The organism is Holdemanella sp. DFI.5.55 (assembly GCF_020593575.1).
Lineage (GTDB): Bacteria > Bacillota_I > Bacilli_A > Erysipelotrichales > Erysipelotrichaceae > Holdemanella > Holdemanella hominis.
Genome location: NZ_JAJDMK010000103.1, coordinates 1 through 5147, shown reverse-complemented (window position 1 = coordinate 5147; position 5147 = coordinate 1). Strand labels below are relative to the sequence as shown.

4 protein-coding genes are annotated in these 5147 nt (G+C 37.8%); all 4 read left to right on the top strand.

Annotated features, from left to right (window positions below; genetic code table 11):
- Positions 1-444: 444 nt before the first annotated feature.
- The 4 genes from hrcA to dnaJ all read left to right on the top strand — a co-directional run bounded on the left by hrcA (position 445) and on the right by dnaJ (position 5016).
- Positions 445-1497 carry a heat-inducible transcriptional repressor HrcA gene (hrcA, locus tag LJE08_RS12615; RefSeq protein ID WP_117925579.1) on the top strand — a complete coding sequence of 351 codons (1053 nt, stop codon included), beginning with the start codon at positions 445-447 and terminating at the stop codon, positions 1495-1497.
- Positions 1478-2017: a nucleotide exchange factor GrpE gene (gene grpE / locus LJE08_RS12610; protein WP_117925580.1), complete on the top strand. Its 540-nt coding sequence runs from the start codon at positions 1478-1480 to the stop codon at positions 2015-2017. Before hrcA ends, grpE begins: the two co-directional genes overlap by 20 nt.
- Before the next feature lie 13 nt (positions 2018-2030).
- Complete coding sequence (gene dnaK, locus LJE08_RS12605; protein WP_227403408.1) at positions 2031-3836, top strand: molecular chaperone DnaK; 1806 nt, start codon at positions 2031-2033, stop codon at positions 3834-3836.
- A 67-nt stretch (positions 3837-3903) separates the two neighbouring features.
- Positions 3904-5016: a molecular chaperone DnaJ gene (gene dnaJ / locus LJE08_RS12600; protein ID WP_186998876.1), complete on the top strand. Its 1113-nt coding sequence runs from the start codon at positions 3904-3906 to the stop codon at positions 5014-5016.
- The last annotated feature ends 131 nt before the right edge of the window (positions 5017-5147 follow it).

Genomic DNA, 5147 nt, shown 5'->3' with positions numbered 1-5147 from the left:
TAAAATGCTTGTAAGAAATAATCAAACACTTGAAGAAATCTCTGAGATTGTTGGATTAGACTTAGATGCGTTAAGAGAACTAAAAAGAAGTATTTGATTGAATGGATGTGTGATCACATCCATTCTTTACAAAGTGAGGAGATGTAAAAGTGTGTAGAGCATTAGATGAAATGTTTGAAGAATCAACAAAGGTATTGCACTAAATCAATTTGAAGTGTATCAAGCTATACTGGACAAAGGCTTCACTGTTAAAGCTATCGCATCCATCTTCTCAGTGAGTGAAGAATCGATTAAAGAATTTTTGATTTATGTTTAGTTAAGGGTACGAATATTTGTATCCTTATTTTTTTAGTTGAAATTTAGCACTCAATTGTTGACGGTGCTAAAAATTGTGATATACTAATAGCAGACAAGGAAAATGAGTGCTAGAAGGAGGTCTTCACAATGGAAATCACACAACGTCAAAAGATAATCTTTAAAACAATAGTTGAAGAGTTTACTCGTTGTGCAGAACCAGTTGGTTCGAAGACTTTGATGGAACTTCTAGATTTCCCAGTTTCATCTGCAACCATCCGTAATGAGATGGCGACACTTGAGAAGTTAGGGTTGTTAGAGAAGACACATACTTCGAGTGGTCGAATTCCGAGTCAAAAAGGCTATAGGTACTATGTTGAACATCTTATGGAAGCGGATTTGGATGCTTCTACAAAGAATGCTTTACAGCAAGTCTTTAGTGAAAGACATTATTCGTTAGAAGAAGTTGTTCAAAAGAGCTGTGATATTTTGTCACACATGACAAATTTGACCAGTGTTGTTCTAGGACCTGATAGCAGGCATCAGACTTTACAGCATGTACAGTTGATTCCAATCAACAATCAAAGTGCTGTTGCGATCATTGTCACAGATCAAGGACATACAGAAAATAAAGTGTTCCAATTTGGTACAGATGTGTCCATGCAGGATATTCAAAATTGTACAGATTTATTAAATGACCAATTAGTGGGAACGCCTATTGAAGATGTTGTTGGAAAAATGAAAGAAATTGAACCGATGATGGCAGCAAAACTTGTTCGACATGAAGTTTTGTTTGAAGCGTTCGTTTCAGCCTTTATGCGATTTGCGACAGAGAAAGTTGCGGTTTCTGGACGAAGTAATATGTTGTATCAGCCAGAGTTCAGTGACATCAACAAGTTGAAACAAATGATGCGTATTTTGGAAAATGGAAGTTTATTCCATCAATGGACGGATCAAGAGGGAAATGTAGCAATCCAGATTGGGGAAAGAAACGAGTTGTTACAAATCGGAGATTGTTCAGTATTAACGACAAAATTCCATTATAACAGCGATGAGGAAGGACAATTAATGGTTGTTGGTCCAAATCGAATGCAATATTCCAAGGTCGTGGCCTTGATGAATTATATGTCAAATGTCATCGAAGACGTCTTTGGGACAGACAAAGATAAGGGAGGTGCCAACGATGAGCAAAGAAGAAACTAAAGAAGTAAAAGAAGAAACAAAAGAAGAAGTTGTTGAAGGGGCAGCTGAAGAAAAAAAAGAACCAAGTTCAGACGAAATTATTGAAGGTTTGAAGGCAGAACTGGACAAGGCAAAAAATGATGTAGCACGTGCTTATGCAGATACAGAAAACATGAAAAAACGTCTACAGAAAGATGCAGATGCAACTCGAAAATATCGCTTCCAACAGCCAGCAACGGAAATCTTGCCAATTCTTGATTCAATGGAAATGGCTTTGAAAGTACAAACCGAGGATGAGACAATTAAGAATTATGTCAAAGGTTTTGAGATGATTCATAAACAATTGAAAGGTGTGCTGGAAAAAGAAGGCGTACAGGAAATAGATGCAGCCGATAAACCATTCGACCACAATACAATGCAGGCTTTAATGCAAGAGAAAAAAGAAGGCGTTGAAAGTGGAATGGTTATTGAAGTATTACAAAAAGGATATATGTTGAAGGATCGTATTTTACGACCAGCATTAGTAAAAGTGAGCGAATAGGGAGGTAATTATCATGAGTAAAATTATTGGTATTGACTTAGGTACAACAAATAGCTGTGTTGCGGTTATGGAAGGTAAAGATTGTAAAGTAATTCCTAACCCAGAAGGAAATCGTACAACACCAAGTGTTGTTGCGTTCAAAGATGGAGAACGTATTATTGGTGATGCTGCAAAACGTCAGGCAGTCACAAATAAAAACACAATTAGTTCAATTAAGCGTTTGATGGGAACGAATGAAAAAGTAGAGGCTGAGGGAAAATCATATACACCACAAGAAATTAGTGCAATGATCCTTCAATACTTGAAATCATATGCAGAAGATTACTTAGGAGAAAAAGTAACAAAGGCTGTTATCACAGTTCCTGCATACTTCAACGATGCTCAGCGTCAAGCAACCAAAGATGCTGGTAAAATTGCTGGATTAGAAGTAGAACGTATTATCAACGAACCAACAGCTGCAGCATTGGCTTATGGTATCGATAAAACGGATAAAGAAGAAAAAGTATTGATCTATGACTTAGGTGGAGGTACTTTCGATGTTAGTATCCTTGATTTAGCTGATGGAACATTCGAAGTATTATCAACAAACGGAGATACTCACTTAGGCGGAGATGACTTCGATAACGTATTAGTAAACTGGATGGTTGATACATTCAAGAAAGATAACGCAATTGACTTGTCGCAAGATCCAATGGCTATGCAACGTTTAAAAGAAGCTGCTGAAAAAGCGAAAAAAGATTTAAGTGGTGTAATGCAGACACAAATCAGCTTACCATTTATCTCAGCAGGTCCTGCGGGTCCATTGCACTTTGATACAACATTAACTCGTGCTAAATTTGATGATATGACTAAACATTTAGTAGAACGTACATTGATTCCAATTGAAAATGCATTAAGAGATGCAAAATTGTCTAAATCTGATATCGACGAAGTATTATTAGTTGGTGGATCTACTCGTATTCCAGCGGTTCAAGAAGCAGTACGTAAAGCATTAGGAAAAGATCCTAACCACTCAGTAAACCCAGATGAAGCTGTAGCTATGGGTGCTGCAATCCAAGGTGGAGTTATCTCAGGTGATGTAAATGATGTATTATTACTAGATGTTACACCATTATCATTAGGTATCGAAACTATGGGTGGAGTTATGACAGTGTTGATCCCTCGTAACACTACAATCCCAACAAGTAAATCACAGATTTTCTCAACAGCCGCTGATAACCAACCAGCTGTAGATATCCGTGTATTACAAGGTGAACGTCCAATGGCTAACGACAATAAAGAATTAGGAAACTTCCAATTAAACGGAATTGCACCAGCTCGTCGTGGAGTTCCTCAAATTGAAGTTAAATTTGATATTGATGCCAACGGTATCGTACACGTAAGTGCTACAGATAAGGGTACTGGTAAAGAACAACACATCACAATTCAAAACTCTAGTGGATTGAGTGATGAAGAAATCGATCGTATGGTTCGTGAAGCTGAAGATAACAAGGTTGAAGATGAAAAACGTAAGGAAGAAATTGATTTACGTAACAAAGCTGAAGGCTTCATTGCACAAATCGATGGAATGTTAGAAGACAATAAAGATAAGATTGATCCAAAACAAGCTGAAGAAACTAAGAAATTGCGTGATGATCTACAAAAATCTTTAGATGAAAATAACATGGAAGAAGTCAAAACAAAATTAGACCTGCTTGAAAAAGCTGCAATGCAGGCAGGACAAGCAATGTATAACCAGCCAAATGGTGATGCAGCTTCACAATCAACACAAACTCACTCAGGTGATGATGTAGTTGACGGTGAATTCACTGAGAAGTAAAATAAATAAGCAACATTTGAAGTTCTAGCCACGCTAGAACTTCTTCGTATCGTATGGAGGGATTCACATGGCAGAAAAACGTGACTATTATGAAGTGCTTGGCGTCAGCAAAAGTGCTACACCAGATGAAATTAAAAAGGCCTATCGAAAATTGGCCATGAAATATCACCCCGATCGAAATCATGAACCTGGAGCTGAAGATAAGTTCAAGGAAATCAATGAAGCTTATGAAGTATTAAGCGATGAGAAAAAACGTGCAACATATGATCAATTTGGCCATGCAGGTATGGATGGAGCCTTTGGACAAGGTGGTGGATTCTCTGGAGGATTCACAGATTTTGGCGATTTAGGAGACATCTTCGGTTCGTTCTTTGGTGGAGGATTTGGAGGTGGAGGATCTCGCCGTTCAAGTAATCAGCCTCGACAAGGGCAAGACCGTTACATGCAGATGCGCATTGATTTCATGGATTCAATTTTTGGTAAAACAGAAACGATTTCATTGGATGTGGATGAAACATGTAAACACTGTAACGGATCTGGAGCTGAAAGCCCAAGTGATGTGCAGACATGTCCTACATGCCATGGTTCTGGATATGTTATGTCTCAACAAAGAACACCATTTGGTGTGATTCAGCAACAAAGCGTATGTCCAGATTGTCATGGTACAGGTAAGAAAGTTACACGTGCATGCTCCCATTGTCATGGAAACGGATATGAGCACCGTCGTGTAAAACTAGATATTAAGATTCCAGCAGGCATTCAATCAGGTCAACAGATTCGTATTCCTGGAAAAGGTGAAAGAGGAACAAATGGAGGGCCTAATGGCGATTTATACATCGAAATTATGGTTACGCCACATCCAACTTTCAAACGCGAAGACAACAATATCTTCATTAAAGTTCCAATCAGTTCAATTGATGCGACAATTGGATGTACGATTCAAGTACCAACAGTATATGGCGATGTTGAATTGAAAATTCCTGAAGGAACACAGCCAAACACTAAGTTCCGTCTAAAAGGAAAAGGTGTAAAATCTCGTTCAGGACAAGGGGATGAATTTGTAGAAGTACAGGTTGAAATTCCACGTAAAGTATCTCGCAGAGAAAGAGAGCTATATGAAGAATTAAAATCAGGACAATCTGAATCTCCTTTTGAAAGATTTAAAAGAGCATTTAAGTAAACGAAAAGAGCAGTTTTATTTCTGCTCTTTCTTTTCGTATTATGAAACCAGGAAGAAAAGTATTCTGGTTAATATGGAATTGTATAATGTGGATGAACAGATCAAGAATCATTTCTATTGAAAGAGAATCA